We start from the raw sequence: 15,577 nt of genomic DNA, 5'->3' as shown, positions 1-15,577 counted from the left end.
ATGGACGACATCACGCCGACCGCGGAAGGTGATGCCACCCGTCCGGATCGACAGCTGATCCAACGGCGGGAGCAAGCCTGGAGCAACTACCAGCAGGCTTGTGCGGATCTGGCCGGTACCCGGATTCGCGCGAATCTCGACGGTTGGCGACGCTGGCTGCGCATCCTGCCGGGGGCGGCGGTAGACCAGGCCGAACGCCGGCGCGACGAGATCCGCGCCGAGCTGGCCCGACACTGCGTCGGCGCCGACGAGGACCACTGGGGTGTGCTGTCGGGCGGGGATACCGGAACCTTCGGTGGTTGTTTCGGACTCGAGCACACGGTGGATCAACTCGCCGAGCGCTACGGCAAGGCCGATCCGCACTGGGTGCGCACCCTGCGGGGTATCGCCCGCAGTGCCACCGATATCCGTCCGCTGGCCGCCGACGGCGATCGCAGTGCCGTCAGCGATCTCACCGAACGGGTGCTGCAGGCCGTGCGGATGGCTCCCGACGACGAGGCGCGGCGACGGCTGGCGATCCATCTGCCCGGCGACGTGCGCCCGGTACCGGCCGACCCAGCGACCCTCGCCGAACAGCACGGACCGGTCGCGGTGCACTTCGAAATCTATGCCAGCACCATCAAACTCGACCACATCGATGTGCTTCCACCGCTGCGCCGGATGGGTCTGGGCACCGCGACACTGCGCCATCTGTGCCGCACCGCCGACGCGCACGCCATGCACATCGTGGCACAGCTGGTGCCCACCTTCCGCGACGACGATTCGGCCGTCCCGATTCTGGCGCGCTGGTTCCGCGAACAGGGGTTCGAGGTCACCGAACGGCTGGGCGGACGAGTCGTCCGGGCCCCGCTGAGCGTCAAGTAGTCGTACCGGGCAGTACGGGTGATCGGCCGATCATCGTGTCCGAGTGAGGAATTCACCGATCGCCGGTGCGAGTTCGGCGGCGACCGGATCGTTGCTCACCCCGGGCAGCTCGCGCAGCCGGGCGTCCGGGAGCACCTCGGCCATCCGGTTGGCGCCCTTGGTCAGTGCCGGGGCGGAACGCTCGCCGATGAGCAACAGCGTCGGCGCGGTCAGCGCGGCCCAGTCCTCGGGCCGGATCGTCTCACCGCGGGTGAACGGCTTCAGCACCGCGAAATCGTGAGCCGTCGAGTCCGCGGTGGCGACGAGCTTCTTCCACACCGATGACGTCCGCATCACGGCCACGACCAGTGCGGGCACGCCCATGATCTTGGTCAGGTAGTACCAGACCGCGCCGCCGCGTTTACCCGCCGCGATACGCGCCCGCAACTTCTCCTCGGCGTCCTTGGGCGGCACATGATCCTTGGGATCGACCACGAACGGCGGTTCGAAGGCGATCACGTCGGTGATGCCGTCGATCGCGCCCGAGCGGGCGGCCAGCAGCGCCAGCACCGCTCCGGAACCCCAGCCGAACAGCGCGGCCGATCCGCCCTCTGCCTCGATCAGCGCACGCAGATCGGCGATTTCGTTGGCACTGTCGTAGATTCCGGGCGAGTCCGCGCTGTCACCGCGACCGCGCCGGTCGTAATTGAGCACCCGCAGGCCGTACTTCTCGGCCAGCGCCGTGGCCAGTTCGACGGTGTTGGGAACCTCCCGGTATCCGAACGCGCCGCCGATGAGCACGACGGTCCCCGCCTCGCCGGTACCGATCCGATCGAAGGCGATGGTGGTGCCGTCCGGCGACGTCACGGTCTGCATGTCGTACTCCTTCACGGCGACCACTGGGTGCGCGGATCTGCGCGGGCGAGGTTTTCCAGTCGAAGGTACGCGATGAGTTCCCGCGTCTCGGGCGGGCCGGTCGGTAGGCTCGCAGGGACGAGTATTCACAGGTGAGGGGGTGCCGTGGTGACGATGGTCGCCGGAGCGCACAGACTGCCGCGGATCAGCGGATTTCCGAGTTCGGATTTCGACACCGGACCCGACGAGTGGTCGGGCGTCGCCGTGAGCGAGGACCGCATCCGGGCGCTGGCCATCGGGGCCTACTACGGCCGCAGCTGGAGCGCCTACAACGACACCGTCGCCTTTCATCCCGAACATGAGGGCAGTTCGGAGACGCGCCGCGAGTCCACTATCGAGGGCCTGCACGAATCGTGGGGCGTCGACAACGGCGACGACGCGCGCGACACCATCGGCCGCCTGCTCAGCGGGATGCACGCACCGCTGTTCGCCATGGTGCATCCGCTGGCGACCGCGGCCGCCCAGGACACCACCCGGGTCGATCGCACCGGTCTCGCCGACAGTCACCGCGAATTCCTGCACACCCTGTCGGAGGTGCGCGGTTATCGCGGGGTCAACGGGATCGACCGGGATTACGACGCCTGGTTGCAGGCCATCAAATTCGGCATCGTCGACCGGCTGCCGCAGCCGCTCAACACCGATGCCACCGCGTGGGATCTGTCGCGCATCGTCTTCATCGCGCGTGCCGCGCACACCGCGGGATATCTCGACGAAGACGAGGCGTGGGTGCTGCTGGGCCGGGCTCTCGCCAAAGCGCAGCAGCACTACCGCAATTGGCGGCAGTTCTCCGGCGGATTCCTCACCGGCGCCATCTTCTGGGCGGCTACCCAGGATCTGGCCGCGGCCAAGGAGCAGGTCGACGAGCGTCGCTGGATGATCCGCGGGCTACTGATGCGGCCGTCCAGTCCGTGGCGGCGAGTCGCCCTGCATCCGGGAGCACCGGTATTCGGGTTGTCGCCGTTCCACTGAATCTCACTGCGGCATCGCACGCAGAATGCCGACGCCCTCCCACTTGAACTGGTCGGGCTCGACCATGCCGAGTTTGCGCCGCTCGACCAGCAGCTGCCATTCGCCGAACAGATCCAGCGACGAAGGCCGAGCCATCACGATCGAACCGTCGACATGTTCGATCTCGCAGGCCAGCCGCGCGGCCTGGGATACCCGCAGCAGGTGTTCCGGCTCGGTGGAGACGAATTCCAGATCGGTACCGCCGTCGGAAATACCGAGTGTGGCAACCGATCCGGGCGGTGCGGCCAGATCGATGCGATCGATCGCGGCGACCGGCATCTCGTAGGTGGCGCCGGCGGAGACGAACAGCAGCCGCAGCGTGGTGACGGCGACCAGCCCGGGTGCGCCGCGATGGCCGCCGGCCGCACATTCCAGGACGTATTCGTCCGGCCGGGCGTAGGCGTGCAGTGCCGCGAGTTCGCGCGCGCACAGTCCCGGCGCGCCCATCCGTTCGGCGGCGCGCGCGACATCGGGGCGGATGGGACCGAACTGTCCCTGCACCGGCCGGGGCGGAGTCAGATTCGGCCGCTGCCGCACGATGCGACGCATCTCGAGCAGATCGTCACAGATCGCGCGGACCAGCGTCGCGGCCTGTGTGAACACCTCCGGCTCCAGGAACACCGTGGCGGGATTGCGGCGGGTGGGAACCCCGGCGAGCACATAGTCCGGAGTTCGGAAGTACAGCATTACCAGCAGATCTCCGTTATCGGATTCGGCCAGGCAGGCGTCCCGGAGATCACGGACCCGGATATCGAGGGCGACGTCGTCGTCGAGCCCGAGCGGTGTGGTGGTGAGCCGCCCGTCGGCATATCTGATCGCGGCCCGACGACCCCACACCTCGAGCACTGCCGCATCCTCCCCATCCGACCCGGTGACCCTCATCGGAGGCAGATTCTACCGAGAGGCACCCGCCGTTCCCGGTAGCCGGGCGGCCCGGTCACATGTTGCCGGCGAACATGCTCGCGAGTCCGGTGACGCCCGCCAGTGCGGCGCTGCCCGTGCCGAGTCCGGCGAGAAGGAGTGTGACGATCATGGTTTCGACCTTTCGAATTACCGCGCTTTCCTCGAAAAGTAGTGTGGCCCAATGGTCTTCACAATCCGAACGGCGAAACTCTCGGCAACCTCCGTGCCGATCGACAGTACATTCCCAGCAACGGCGTCGCGCCGGGTTCGCGGACCGTGAATCCGGGCGACACGAATGCGCCAACCGGATCGGAGTGTCCGGCCCGTGAACGTGGATGGCACACTGGCCGAATGCTCGGTGTACACCCGGAAACCACCGAAATCGCGGAGCCCACCGCCGTGCGGCGGGCGATCCGCTGGACCGTCCGGTTCGCCTATCTGGCCGCACTGGCCGCGGCCCTGATCACCGGAGCGTTGCCGGGTGGCCGGATCCAGGAAGCCGCCTGGATGATCGGCGGCGTCCTGGCCTTCACCATCGATCGGCCATGGCGCCAGCACATCCGGGTTCTGGTCGACTGGCTGCCGCTGATCGCGGCGCTGATCGTCTACGACTACACCCGTGACCTCGCCGACAAGCTCGGCATGCCGCTGCGGATGCACGAGCTGGTCACCGCCGATCGCTGGATGTTCGGCGGCACGCTGCCGACGGTCTGGCTGCAGACTCATCTCGCCGCCGACGACGGGCAACCGTGGTGGACCCCGATCATCGGGGTCGTCTACACCACGCATTTCATCCTGCCGTGGGCGGTAGCGGCGATCTTCTACGTCTACTCCCGGCCGCTGTGGGTCCGTTACATGCGGCGCATCCTGCTGCTGTCTTATCTCGCGCTGGTCACCTACATCCTGGTGCCGGCCGCACCGCCCTGGTACGCCTCGCACGAGGGAGCGATCTCCGAACAGGTCCGCCGTATCTCCGGTTTCGGCCTCGGGCTGGTGTCACCGGACATCAGTGCGCAATGGCTCACCGAGCACGGCAATTTCGTCGCCGCGCTGCCGTCGCTGCATACGGCGTTCTCGGTTCTGGTGGCCGCCACCCTGTGGCCGCTGGCCAAACACTGGTGGCTCCGGGCGATCCTCGTCGTGTATCCGTGCGCGATGGGATTCACCCTGGTCTACGGCGGTGAGCACTACGTCCTCGATGTCCTGCTCGGCTGCGTGTACACCGGATTCACGGTCCTGATCACCCGAGTGTGGGAGAACTGGCGGGCGGGGCGTGCCCTGCTCGGACCGTTGCCGTCGGCGCTGCCGGACCGGACCGCGCGGGCATCGGAGGCCCACGCCGAGGCGGCGGGACAACCCGCCTAGCCGCCGGATCCCGAGCCACCGGGCGATGTGACGAGCGTCTCCTTCACTCCCGCAGCATTGCCGACGCGCAGGTGAGCGCGCGTTTTTCGGTGCGCTACACGCCCGTTCGAGCGAAAAATCGGATGATTGCTCTCCTGAATTGCCGGAATACTGTCGCGACACCGATGAGTTGAGTGGGTCACGGTCGTCACTTCACGTATGACGCCCGGGACACACAGGGGTGGCTCGGCGTCGGTCACAGCATTTCTGCGTTCGCGAACACCCGGAGGTAATCGATGCCCGCCGAACCAGTCCATCGCCCGGCCGGACGGCGAACCCCCGCGGTGATCCGGCTGCTGGTCCTCGCCACCTTCGTGGTAATCCTCAACGAGACCATCATGATCAACGCGATTCCGCGGTTGATGACGGATCTACAGGTCAGCGAGCGTTCGGCGCAGTGGGTTTCCACCGCGTTCATGCTCACCATGGCGGCGATCATCCCGGTCACCGGATGGTTCCTGCAACGGGTCACCACCCGGCGCGCCTATGCCATCGCGATGGGCGTCTTCCTCGCGGGCACCGCCCTGTCGGCGGCCGCGCCGTCGTTCGGCCTGCTGCTGGTCGGCCGCGTCGTCCAGGCCGGCGGCACCGCGGTGATGATGCCGCTGCTGATGACCACCCTGATGACCGTGGTGCCCGAACAGGATCGCGGTCGCGTCATGGGCAATGTCACCCTGGCCATCTCGGTCGCCCCGGCCATGGGCCCGGTCATCTCCGGCCTGGTGTTGCAGATCGGTTCGTGGCGTTGGCTTTTCCTGCTCGTCCTGCCCATCGCCGGCGCCGTCACCTACTTCGGCATGCGCAAGCTGGAGAACATCGGCGAACCCGAGAGCGGAGCGATCGATTGGGCCAGCGTGGTCTTCGCGGCTCTGGGATTCGGCAGCCTGGTCTACGGGCTCAGCAAATTCGAGGTCGGCAATATCGCGGTTCCCGCGTTGATCGTCGCGGCGGGCGCGCTGTTCATCGCGGTCTTCGCGGTGCGGCAGATCCGGTTGCAGCGCACCGGTTCACCACTCATGGATCTGCGGGTGCTGCTGGCGGGCACCTACACCAAATCACTGGTCCTGATGGCCGTCGCCTTCCTGGCGATGATGGGGTCGATGATCCTGCTGCCGCTGTACCTGCAGAACTTGCGATCGCTCACGCCGCTGGAAACAGGTCTGCTGGTGATGCCGGGCGGTCTGGCGATGGGCCTGCTGGGCCCGGTGATCGGGCGGCTCTTCGATCGGTTCGGCGGCCGAATGCTGGTAATTCCCGGCGCGATCGGGATCACCGCGGCGCTGGCCGGATTCACCCGTATCTCGTTGACCATGCCCTACTGGCAGCTGCTGGCGCTGCACATCCTGCTGATGGTGTCGCTCGCCGCGGCCTTCACGCCGGTGTTCACCCTCGGCCTCGGCTCGCTGCCGCAGCACTTGTACTCGCACGGCAGCTCGATGCTGGGCACCCTGCAGCAGGTGGCCGCGGCCTTCGGCACCGCACTGGTGGTCACCGTCATGTCGGCCCGCGCCACCACGCTGGTCGACCACGGAACCGATCCGCTCAGCGCACATCTGTCGGGTATGCGGCTGGCCTTCGCGGTCTCCGCGGCCCTGGCGGTGATCGTGATCGTCATGGCGTTGCTGCTGCCCAACCGTTCCACCGCCCCGGAGGAATCGGGCGAATCCCACACGCCGGAGCTCGAACCCGCCTGCCCGTGAGCGATAGCGGTGGGGGCGCATCGTCGATGCGTCCCCACCGGTATCGGCCGCGTCGTCATATCCGATGATCGGCCGACTGCAGCACCGTGCACGCGACCGCGAGCGGCAGAAACACCCCGACGGCCAGAGAGAACGTCTGCCCGTAATCGGCCACGCGCACATGGGTATACGCCGCGCAGACGAAGTACAGCACCAGCCCGATCGCCGCCGCCGTGCCCACATACGGCACGCCGGCCATCCCCAGCACCAGCCCCGCCGCCCCGGCCAGCTTCAGCGTCCCGATCGGGAAGATCAGCCACGAGCGCGGAATTCCCGCGGTCTCCATCGCAGGACCGAGAGTTGCCATGACCGGCCCGAACCTGGTGACGGCGGCCAGTCCGGAGAAGGTGTTGGCGACGACGGCCAGGGCCATGACGGTCAGGTAAGCGATGTCCATGGGATCCTCGAGTCGGTAAAACTAATATTGTTTCCCAATTATATCTTTTACATACAACATGCGACAGGGTGCCGGCGAATCGATTCCGCGCTTCACCACGACCAGCGCCCGATCCCCGCGAATTAGAACGTGTTCTATATTTGGGGTGACCGTTCCGCCGATCCTCGGGAGTGCACGACATGTACCAGTGGTCCGACGAAGATCTGATGCTCCGCGACGCCGTGCGCGGATTCATCAGGAAGGAGATCGAACCCCACGTCGAACAGCTGGAGAGCGGCGCCCTTCCCCCGTTCGACATCATCCGCAAGCTCTACGCCACCTTCGGACTGGACGAGATGGCACGTGAGGGACTGGCGAAATCCCTGGCCCGGGAGGAGTCCGGACAGTCGGGCAAGCCGGGCGGTTTCAGCGGTTCGGGAAGTATGGGCGTGATCCTCAATGCCGAACTCGCGGGCGTCAGCCTGGGCCTGGTGGCCTCGATGGGGGTCAGCCTGGGACTCACCGTCGGCTCCATCCGCAGTCGCGGCACCCTCGCGCAGAAGAAGCGGTGGCTGCCCGAACTGGTCACCTTCGAGAAGGTCGGCGCCTGGGCGATCACCGAACCCGACTCGGGCTCCGATGCTTTCGGCGGTATGAAGTCCTACGTCCGTCGTGACGGCGAGGACTATATCCTCAACGGCCGCAAGACCTTCATCACCAACGGCCCGTACGCCGATGTCACCGTCGTCTACGCCAAACTCGACGAGGAGGACGGTACCGACCGGCGCGACCGCAAGGTGCTGACCTTCGTACTCGACAAGGACATGCCGGGGTTCACCCAGAGCCCGCCGTTCAAGAAGATGGGCATGAACTCCTCCCCCACCGGCGAGCTGTTCTTCGAGAACGTGCGACTGACCCCCGACCGCCTGCTCGGCGAGACCGAGAATCCCGCCAAGGGCGACGGAAAGGACAGCGCCAAGGAGTCCTTCGCCGCCGAACGGATCGGCATCGCCTCACTGGCCCTGGGCATCATCAACGAATGCCACCGGCTCTGTGTGGACTACGCGAAGTCGCGCACCCTGTGGGGTAAGGAGATCGGCCAGTTCCAGCTCATCCAGCTCAAGCTGGCCGAGATGGAGATCGCCCGCATCAACGTGCAGAACATGGTGTTCAACGCGATCGAGCGCACCGCCGCCGGTGAACAGGTTTCCCTCGCCGAAGCCTCGGCGATGAAGCTGTATTCCTCCCGCGCCGCCACCGAGGTCGCGATGGAAGCGGTCCAACTGTTCGGCGGCAACGGCTACATGGCCGAATACAAGGTCGAACAGCTTGCGCGCGACGCGAAGTCGCTCATGATATACGCGGGCAGCAACGAGATCCAGGTGACCCACATCGCCAAGGGCCTGCTCAACCGATAGCGACCCGACTCCGCCCACGACCCGACTCCGCCCACGACGGGACGGCCCTGACGCACCGGGCCGTTCCCGTCGCGGGCGGTCACAGTGGCCGGGGAGCGGCCACCCCCGGGCAGGCGCGCACGGCCCGCCGCCGCGAATGATCACCGACAGGGCGATGCCCCACCCTGGGGGCAGCTCACGCACGGGTGGGGCACCGAACTTTCCCCTAGCAACGACAGCCGACGTATCCGCTCCCTGGGGAGGGCGGCCCTCGCATCGCGAAGCATATCCGGTACACACCCCTCGGTCGGATCGCATTAATGCGATTGCAATCAAACGTTCTCAATCAGTGGACCGAGAGGATTGTCGACGGTGCCTCGGACAACGGGAATGTGTGGGGATGACATCACGCTCGCGCACGCCCGAAGGTCCGAAATTTCGGTGGAAGCGATCGGCAGGCGCATGACAGGATCCGCGCCATGGAGGTTCCATTTCGGCAGATCCGGGCGCGATTCGACGATCGAACGGTCACGATCTACCAGGCGTACCGGCCCGGCATCGCGGTACCGGCCGCGAAGGAAGGGCGGTTTCCACCCGAGTTCAAGCGTGAGCGGATGACGTGGATCAAGCCGTCGTTCTGCTGGATGATGCACCGGTCGGGGTGGGCCGGCAAACCCGGCCAGGAGCATGTGCTGGCGATCAGCGTCACCCGGACCGGATTCGAATGGGCGCTACGCAATTCGGGTTTCTCGCACTTCGATGCGAGGCAGCACAGGAGTCGCGAACAGTGGAAATCCTCATTGGCGGCCCCGGTTCGGATCCAGTGGGATCCCGAGCGCGATATTCGGCTCACCGCACTGCCGCATCGCTCGATCCAGATCGGCTTGTCGGGCGAGGTGTCTCGCCGCTACTGCGATGAATGGATCACCGGTATCGAGGACGTCACCGAATTGGCGCACGAGGTAAAGCAACTCGTGCGCGACGGCGAGATCGATCGGGCACGGTCCCTGCTGCCGACAGAACTCCCGTATCCGGTGGACAGCGATCTCGCCGACCATCTGGGAATGCGGTGATCGGGCATGGGAGGTCACGGCGCTCGCCGGCGGTTGCCGCGTCTGCGGCGAATCGCCCGTGCGGCCTCGTCGACACAGGCGTCGAGATAGGAGTTCACATCGGCGGCGGCGTACCGCAGCACGAACCACCCGGCCCCCAGCAAAGCATTCTGGCGATGGCGATCACGACGGAACGTGACGGGATCACTGTGGAATTCACGCCCGTCGATCTCGATAATCGTTCGCGACCGTTCATCGACGAGGTCAGCGCGGTACCCACCCACCGGATGATTCGACAGCAAATGAAGACCGCGCCGCGCGAGCCCGCGAGCGAACAGTCGCTCCGGCTCCGAGGCGGCATCGAATGCGGCGCAGCGCAACTGCTCACGTAAACGCCGGGAGCCGTACCGTCCGGTGGTCAAATCCGACAACTCGGGTGCCACCGCGCGCGCGTGGGCGTCGACCATGCGCCCGGCGTCGGCATCGGACAGGACCGACATGCAATCGAGCAGGGTGCGGGCCCGGGTGGTCACCGGCAGCCCCCATGCCTCATCGATCCCATCGGATCGCAAGTCACGGCGGTACAGCCGAAGCCATTGCGACGTGGCTCGATAGCTACTTCGCGGTACGGTCGCCTCGATCGACTCGGGCTCCGGGTGCATATCCCACAGCCATGCCGCGGTTCGATGACTCAACACAGCAGCGGGCAGCCAGGCGATCACGGCCTCACAGCGGATGCGCTGAGTGACCGCCCCGACCGCGTAGATCCCCGGCAACACGCGCGCATATTCCCCGCGGCGACAGCGCGCGGCGATCGTCGCCGCCGAGACTTCACCCATCAATTCCGCCCTGGTTCGAATCACGAGGAGCGATGATTCCGGTCGATCGGCCCCGGTGTCCGAAGCTCACCCGGGCGAACGAGAAGCCTGTGGATGGAGCGCGCCCTGTGGATCCCCAGCGCCCTGAACCACAGCGAACGGAAAGGGTGCGCGCCTTTCCTGCTCGCGGCAACGGTGTTGGCCGAACAATTCGTGCAAACCTCGACGGAAATCCGGGAAAACCCCACAATTCGGCGCGGTTTGCACGATCGGTTCACCCACGCCCACGGCAGTGCGGCATCCGGGCCAGCCTTCGCGGCGTCCCAGCGATGCGATGTCAGCGGTCCATCCGATACGTGCCGGAAGTGCCGGTCTCGCTGCGCGAACGAGCCGAGGGTCGTCGCGTTGTGTACATGGGTGTGGGGCAGACTGACGACCGTAGTGACGTGCCGCCGAACGACCTAGGCCGTAGGTTGAGGGCCTTTCCGAGGTGACCGACGCGGGGATTCGCCGGACTCCACGACACGGTGTTCCGTCCAAACCTGCTCGGGTTCAGTCGATATCGAGACCACCAGCCAGCGGTCGGCTCGTCGCGAGGCTCAGGAGACCCGCCGAGACAGCCACAGGCCCTTGGGTGTCTCCGACACCGAACGGCCGCGAGACTACTTCTTCGGGGCCGGGTTCTGATCGATGATCCCGTTCAGCGTCGTCGCGTTGGTGTAGTCCTGCCCGCTGAGGCGAGCGAGTGAGATTGCCATGACTTCCCGCATCGCCTTGACGGTATCCACGTGGTCTTGAATGACTTGGGAGATCGAGTTGTCGTCGCCAATCGCTTGAAGCTTGAATTTGCCTTCAAGTGCGTGAGCCATGTCGAAATCGCCGAACCCGCTGACGGTTTGAACCACCTGCACGAGTCGGGTGACTTCCTGGAGGTCCTCTATCCGTTGGTTACATGCCGCCAAACACTCGCGGGCAACCTGCTCGTCTGACAGGTAAAGCTGCCCTGAACGCGCGTCGTTCGCGTGCTTCTGCCATGCCGTGAGATCACCGGCACCGGCCATGGTCTCCCCCTTACCTCTTACTCTGGAAGTGCTGGAAAATCACTTTGGAAGTACTGGAACGATCGAGTTGCCGACATTCGCAAGTGTCGGGCAAGGATCAACCGGGTAGTCGTCATCGATCCGGCCAAGAATTTGTATCTGTGCTGCACCCTGCTGGGCTGCGAAGACCACATCGCACCCTGTCCGGAAACCTGCCGCAAATTGAGTGCCCGCGCGACCGGCAATAGTGACGGGCTGCTGGTTGGTATTGCCGTCCTTGTTCGCAATTTCCGATGCCGATCGGTGTGTCGAGTACACAGTCACGTCGTAACGGCGCCCTTTCCAGCCGCAGATCTTCCAGCCGGATTGCTCGACACCCGCCACACCCGACTCCTTCGTACTCGGGTCCACCTGCGCAGCACTCAATGCCGAATCCGGAATCTGCGTGCACGGGTCCCACAGCCCCGCTGCCGCATCACTGCTCGCGGGCGCCGCTGTCCCCTCCGTAGTCGAACCGCACCCCGCCGTCACTGTCGCCAGCAACGCCCCGATCGCGATCGCCGCCCCTGCCACTCGTCGCCGCACCCGACGTCCTCCCGCTCGACCAATACAACCGCTAAGAACCTATACGGCACGACTCCCCGATCGCCAGAGCCGTGCGGAGAGGTAACGGGCGGCGGAAGGAGCGGAACTCTGTCGTCGCGGTCGGCGGCAAGCGCCGCTGCATATTTCCGCGACGCGCTGCTCGGTTAACCCCTCCGATGGCTCCCACCCGCACCGATAAGGTGCCCCCGGTCGGACTCGAACCGACACTGTGCGGATTTTAAGTCCGCTGCCTCTGCCAATTGGGCTACGGGGGCGCCGGGATAGCGTACCTAAGTCGTACGTCCGTCTCGGAATTGTCCGGGGATTTGCTCAGTGGACGCCTTCCATCAGGCGGCTGACCTGCGGGGCCAGGAAGTACACGACGATTCCGACCGCGATCGCCACCAGGCCGGTGATGCCGAAGTAGGCGACTTCATGGCTGGTGTCGTAGAAGTCGGACAGGACGCCGGACATCGAGGTCCCGATGCCGACGGAGAAAAAGTACAGGGCCATCATCTGGGCGCGGAAGGCTTCCGGGGCGAGCTGAGTGGTAACCGCGAGCCCGATCGGGGACAGCAGCAGCTCGGAGACGGCGAAGCCGGCGAGGATGACGAATACCAGCAGCGCGGGCACGGTCCGGTCGCCGAATCCGGCCAGCGGAACGAACAGCAGGAACGATGCGCCCATGCCCATGACGCCGTAGGCGAACTTTCGGGGCGTGGTGGGTGCTCTGGTACCCAGTTTGGTCCACATGATCGCGAACAGGGGCGAGAGCACGATCACCCAGACGGGTTCCTCGGAGCCGATCCAGCTCGACGGCGCGGTCCAGCCGAACAGGGTCCAGTTCATTCGCTCGTCGGAGTACACGGCCAGCACCGTGAAGATCTGCTGGAACAGTGACCAGAACACGGCGTTGGCGATGAACAACGGTATGAAGGCCCGCACTCGGACACGTTCCACCGCAACCACTTTCGGACTGGTCAACATCAACCCGAAATAGACTATCGATACGACCGTGATCACACCGGTCGTAACCCACGACAGATTCGACAGCCGCACCAGTCCGGTCCAGATCGCGACCACGGTCACCACCGCGACTACCAGCACGAACCCGATCACCTTGCCGATCTGGCCGAGCGGCAACGGATTCGGCACTTCCCGGCCGTGGGTACCCAGATTGCGGCGGAAGATCACGTATTGGGTCAGCCCGAGCGCCATACCGATGGCCGCCGCACCGAATCCGTAGTGGAAGCCGAGATGGGTCTGCAGCAGTCCGGTGATCAGGGGGCCGATGAACGCACCCAGATTGACGCCCAGATAGAACAGCGTGAAACCACCGTCGGCGCGGGCGTCACCCTTGTCGTAGAGCGTGCCCAGAAGTGAGGAGGCATTGGCCTTCAACGCGCCGGACCCGAGCGCCACCAGCACCAAACCCACTCCGACACCGGTCAATCCGGGCAGTATCGCGAGGGCTATATGCCCCACCATCACCACCACACCGCCGTAGAAGACGGTGCGCTCCATGCCGAGCACCCGGTCGGCCAGCCAGCCGCCGAGCACGGTGGACAGATACACCAGGCCGCCGTACGCGCCGACGATCCCGGTGGCGGTGGACTTCTCCAGTCCGAGCCCGCCGTCGGTCACCGAGTAGTACAGGTAGTACCCGAGGATGGTGAGCATGCCGTAGAACGAAAACCGTTCCCACAGCTCCACTCCGAACAAATTGACCAGTCCGATGGGATGGCCGAATATCGTGCGCGTCGCGGGGTGTGCTGACGCCTGCTCCCCCGGGGCGGGTTCCACCGTGCTCATGAGACGCAATTGTCCGGCAACCAGCCATCACGGTCGGGCAATTCGCGGTGACGGCTCGAGGGTGTCGTCGGTCAGGCGGTGTCGAAGAGGCCCGAGGAGGCGGAACGCCCCGCGGCCGCCTCCGGTTCGGTCCCTCAGGCGATGGACAGCGCGATGCCGTCGAGAATGTCGTGCTCGCTGACGATCAGTTCGGTGATCCCCGCACGGCGCGCCAGCTCGTCGGCGAGCACCTCCGTGATCACGGCGCCACCGCCGATGACGTCGACCCGGCCCGGATGCATGGGGCCGAGTGCGGCGCGTTCGTCGTGGTTCATCGCGATCAGGCGATTGCACACCGCGCGCACCTCGTCGAGGCCGAGCCGGGTCAGATGGACTCGGTCGGAATCGTATTCGGGCAGGTCCAAGGCGACCGCGGCGATGGTGGTCATGGTGCCGGCGACACCGACCCAGGTGTGCGCGCGCTCTACCGGCACCACCCCGAACGCCTGCGCGAGGCGCTGGGAGGCGAAGAACCGCGCGGAGGCGACCTCCTCACCGGTCGGCGGATTGCCGTGCAGACAGCGCTCCGTGATCCGCACACAGCCGATATCCGTCGAATAGGCCGCCTGCACACCGGTGCTGTCACCGAGCACCACCTCGGTGGAACCACCGCCGAGATCGACGACCACGAACGGCCCCTGCGCACTGGCCAATTCGCCGACCGCACCCGCGAACGACAGCCGGGCCTCCTCGTCACCGGTGATGACCTCGGCCTGGGCGCCGGGTACCACCCGGCCCAGTTCCACCCCGGTCATGGTGAAGAAGTCGTCGCGGTTGCGGGCGTCGCGGGTGGCGCTGGTGGCGACCATCCGCACCCGGCTCACCCCGGCGTCGACCATGAGGTCGACGTAATCGTGCAGGGCCGCGCGCGTACGTTCGATCGCCTCGGGATTCAGTTCACCGCTGGCGTCGACGCCTTTGCCCAGCCGCACGATACGCATCTCGCGGTGCACATCGGTCAGGCTGCCGTCGGCGGCGACGTCGGCGATCAGAAGCCGGATGGAGTTGGTTCCGCAGTCGACCGCGGCGACCCGGTCACTCATCGCTGGACCTGCCTGTCGGATCGGTATTCGGCTGGTACTGATCGTATTTCGGCCAATCCTCCGGAATCGCGGTGCCGCGTAATCCGGTATCGGCGGCCAGGGCGACCGCCTCGTCGCCGAGGAGATTGAGGCCCGGCCCCTTCGCGAGCGAATGCGCGATCAGCACGTGCAGGCATTTGACCCGCTCCGGCATACCGCCACCGCTGAAGTCGGTACCCAGCGACTCGATCTCGTCGCGCTCGGCGAGATAGCTCTCGTGCGCGACGCGATAGGAGGCCGCGAGTTCGGGATCGGTGGACAGCCGTTCGGTCATTCCGCGCATCAGCCCGGCCGCCTCCTGCCGGCTCGCCTCGGCGGTCAGCCGCGGATCGGTCAGGTAGTAGAGGGTGGGGAACGGGGTGCCGTCGGGCAGCCGGGGCGCGGTCTTCACCACCGCGGGCAGGCCGTCGGGGGTGCGGTAGGCGATCGCGAGCACCCCGCGCGGCGGCCGGCCGAGCTGGCGGGCCACGATCTCCAGATCCGCCGTGCTCGGGGCGGCCGGATCGCGGTTCCCGTCGTCCCGCACGTCGCCTCCGGACGGCGGCTCGGGCGTTGCGGGGTCGG

At 66.1% G+C, this 15,577-nt stretch carries 15 protein-coding genes and 1 tRNA gene; 6 read left to right on the top strand and 10 right to left on the bottom strand.

Annotated features, from left to right (window positions below):
- Positions 1-864 carry a hypothetical protein gene (locus LKD76_RS05710; protein WP_227979902.1) on the top strand — a complete coding sequence of 288 codons (864 nt, stop codon included), beginning with the start codon at positions 1-3 and terminating at the stop codon, positions 862-864.
- 30 nt (positions 865-894) lie between these two features.
- Here LKD76_RS05710 and LKD76_RS05705 read toward each other — a convergent pair whose 3' ends face one another.
- The gene (locus LKD76_RS05705; protein ID WP_227979901.1) at positions 895-1,719 is read right to left on the bottom strand and encodes an alpha/beta fold hydrolase; all 825 of its coding nucleotides are present in this window, start codon (positions 1,717-1,719) and stop codon (positions 895-897) included.
- Positions 1,720-1,872: 153 nt separating this feature from the next.
- Here LKD76_RS05705 and LKD76_RS05700 point away from each other — a divergent pair, with 153 nt between their 5' ends.
- Positions 1,873-2,727: a DUF1266 domain-containing protein gene (locus tag LKD76_RS05700; protein ID WP_227985109.1), complete on the top strand. Its 855-nt coding sequence runs from the start codon at positions 1,873-1,875 to the stop codon at positions 2,725-2,727.
- Between the two features lie 3 nt (positions 2,728-2,730).
- On the opposite strand, the gene LKD76_RS05695 is transcribed toward LKD76_RS05700, so the two are convergent.
- Positions 2,731-3,648 (bottom strand): hypothetical protein, encoded by a 918-nt coding sequence (locus LKD76_RS05695; RefSeq protein WP_227979900.1) that lies wholly within the window; start codon positions 3,646-3,648, stop codon positions 2,731-2,733.
- Between the two features lie 372 nt (positions 3,649-4,020).
- Here LKD76_RS05695 and LKD76_RS05690 point away from each other — a divergent pair, with 372 nt between their 5' ends.
- Both LKD76_RS05690 and LKD76_RS05685 read left to right on the top strand, forming a co-directional pair.
- On the top strand, positions 4,021-5,034 hold the full coding sequence (locus tag LKD76_RS05690; protein ID WP_227979899.1) for a phosphatase PAP2 family protein: 1,014 nt from the start codon (positions 4,021-4,023) through the stop codon (positions 5,032-5,034).
- A 275-nt stretch (positions 5,035-5,309) separates the two neighbouring features.
- The gene (locus tag LKD76_RS05685) at positions 5,310-6,773 is read left to right on the top strand and encodes an MDR family MFS transporter (protein ID WP_227979898.1); all 1,464 of its coding nucleotides are present in this window, start codon (positions 5,310-5,312) and stop codon (positions 6,771-6,773) included.
- 55 nt (positions 6,774-6,828) lie between these two features.
- On the opposite strand, the gene LKD76_RS05680 is transcribed toward LKD76_RS05685, so the two are convergent.
- Complete coding sequence (locus LKD76_RS05680) at positions 6,829-7,209, bottom strand: DoxX family protein (protein ID WP_227979897.1); 381 nt, start codon at positions 7,207-7,209, stop codon at positions 6,829-6,831.
- A gap of 179 nt (positions 7,210-7,388) precedes the next feature.
- Here LKD76_RS05680 and LKD76_RS05675 point away from each other — a divergent pair, with 179 nt between their 5' ends.
- Positions 7,389-8,606 (top strand): acyl-CoA dehydrogenase family protein, encoded by a 1,218-nt coding sequence (locus LKD76_RS05675; protein WP_227979896.1) that lies wholly within the window; start codon positions 7,389-7,391, stop codon positions 8,604-8,606.
- A gap of 458 nt (positions 8,607-9,064) precedes the next feature.
- Complete coding sequence (locus tag LKD76_RS05670; RefSeq protein ID WP_227979895.1) at positions 9,065-9,658, top strand: DUF4291 domain-containing protein; 594 nt, start codon at positions 9,065-9,067, stop codon at positions 9,656-9,658.
- A gap of 14 nt (positions 9,659-9,672) precedes the next feature.
- Here the strand turns inward: LKD76_RS05670 and LKD76_RS32090 are convergent, their stop codons facing one another.
- The 7 genes from LKD76_RS32090 to LKD76_RS05635 form a co-directional block, all read right to left on the bottom strand.
- The gene (locus LKD76_RS32090) at positions 9,673-10,500 is read right to left on the bottom strand and encodes a PDDEXK-like endonuclease domain-containing protein (RefSeq protein ID WP_227979894.1); all 828 of its coding nucleotides are present in this window, start codon (positions 10,498-10,500) and stop codon (positions 9,673-9,675) included.
- 617 nt (positions 10,501-11,117) lie between these two features.
- Entirely contained in the window at positions 11,118-11,516 is a 399-nt protein-coding gene (locus tag LKD76_RS05660) for a hypothetical protein (protein ID WP_227979893.1), read from the bottom strand.
- Between the two features lie 39 nt (positions 11,517-11,555).
- Entirely contained in the window at positions 11,556-12,026 is a 471-nt protein-coding gene (locus LKD76_RS05655; protein WP_227985108.1) for a DUF3558 family protein, read from the bottom strand.
- Positions 12,027-12,281: 255 nt separating this feature from the next.
- Positions 12,282-12,355, bottom strand: a tRNA-Leu gene (locus LKD76_RS05650).
- Between the two features lie 55 nt (positions 12,356-12,410).
- On the bottom strand, positions 12,411-13,892 hold the full coding sequence (locus tag LKD76_RS05645; RefSeq protein WP_227979892.1) for a peptide MFS transporter: 1,482 nt from the start codon (positions 13,890-13,892) through the stop codon (positions 12,411-12,413).
- 134 nt (positions 13,893-14,026) lie between these two features.
- Positions 14,027-14,974: a Ppx/GppA phosphatase family protein gene (locus LKD76_RS05640; RefSeq protein WP_227979891.1), complete on the bottom strand. Its 948-nt coding sequence runs from the start codon at positions 14,972-14,974 to the stop codon at positions 14,027-14,029.
- Positions 14,967-15,539, bottom strand: coding sequence for a DUF501 domain-containing protein (locus LKD76_RS05635; RefSeq protein WP_227985107.1), 573 nt, complete (start codon positions 15,537-15,539; stop codon positions 14,967-14,969). The genes LKD76_RS05640 and LKD76_RS05635 overlap by 8 nt, the downstream gene beginning before the upstream one ends.
- Positions 15,540-15,577 lie beyond the last annotated feature (38 nt).

The sequence above is a fragment of the Nocardia spumae genome, from assembly GCF_020733635.1.
Classification (GTDB): domain Bacteria; phylum Actinomycetota; class Actinomycetes; order Mycobacteriales; family Mycobacteriaceae; genus Nocardia; species Nocardia spumae.
Note: the sequence above shows the minus strand (reverse complement) of the source record. Positions and strands in the feature narration are given on the sequence as shown.